Genomic DNA, 1,270 nt, shown 5'->3' on the forward strand with positions numbered 1-1,270 from the left:
CCACCAAACGAGGTTGTTTCAGCTATACGGGTTAACTCTGTTTGCAATGCAGATACTTCTTTTTGAAGTGATTCTCTGTCTTCAGTAGAGTTAGAGCCATTCGATGATTGCAGTGCTAATTCACGCATACGTTGTAAAATACTGGTCGATTCTTGCATCGCACCTTCAGCAGTCTGTGCCATTGAGATACCATCGTTAGCATTACGTTGCGCTACCGCTAAGCCATTTACTTGTGATGTTAAACGGTTTGATATTTGAAGACCGGCCGCATCATCTTTTGCGCTATTAATACGCATACCCGATGATAGACGTTCCATAGAAGTAGCTAAGTCAGAACCTGATTGAGATAGGTTACGTTGAGCATTTAGTGAAGATACATTTGTGTTTACTGAAATCATAATAAAACTCCTGATTACTTTCGTAATGTTGCTATTTTAATTTAACCAAGAGCTGTCACAATTGTATGCTCAGCTCCGTACTGATTAAGTTAACGGCAGGAGGTAAATTATCTTTAGAAGTATTTTAGAAATAAATTAGTTTATCTGTTTAAAAAAACCTAACCGACTGTTTTAAAAGATTAGTTATTTTAAATGAGTTTAAAATACAATTTAAATATTATGCTTTTAGTGATTTTAACCACCTAAAAACAAAAAACGCACTTAATTTAAAGTGCGTTTATGTAGCCAGTTATACATTAAACCAATAATTAGCCACCTAATAAACTAATTGCTGCTTGTGGAATTTGATTCGCTTGCGAAAGTATAGACGTACCCGCTTGTTGTAATATTTGGTTTTTTGTCATCTGTGCTGTTTCAGTTGCAAAATCTGTATCTTGAATACGACTACGTGATGCAGAAACATTCTCCGCAATATTTGCTAAATTACTAATTGTATGGCCAAAACGATTTTGAGCAGCACCCAAATCAGCACGATTTTCATCAATATTTGCTAATGCAGCATCTATCACAGTAATTGAGTTTTGTGCACCTAAAGCTGTTTTAATGTCTATCTCTGCAACCTGATCTAATGTAGAGTTACCTACGGTTGCTATCTCAGCCGACGCACCAACAGTAAACTTATCTGATGACGTCAGATTAACCTGAGAATCCACTACAGCACCGGTTGCACTACCAACTGTACCGTTTAATGCAGCAGTACTTGCACCATCACCAACCAGTAATACGCCTGCTACGTCAGTTTCTTCAATTAATATGCTACCAGCATCAGCGTCATACGTTGCGTTTATCCCAGCTTTACCAAGGTCAGATGC

The 1,270-nt window shown here is 37.5% G+C and carries 1 protein-coding gene and 1 pseudogene; both read right to left on the reverse strand.

Features of this window, described 5'->3' with window-relative positions; genetic code table 11:
- Window positions 1-401, reverse strand: a pseudogene (locus GQR38_RS19890) (flagellin); the annotation flags it as partial.
- A 305-nt stretch (window positions 402-706) separates the two neighbouring features.
- The coding region (locus tag GQR38_RS19895; RefSeq protein WP_277344170.1) for a flagellin at window positions 707-1,270 on the reverse strand (564 nt) is incomplete at its 5' end.

Source organism: Pseudoalteromonas sp. c7(2019), from assembly GCF_011378625.1.
Lineage (GTDB): Bacteria > Pseudomonadota > Gammaproteobacteria > Enterobacterales > Alteromonadaceae > Pseudoalteromonas > Pseudoalteromonas arctica.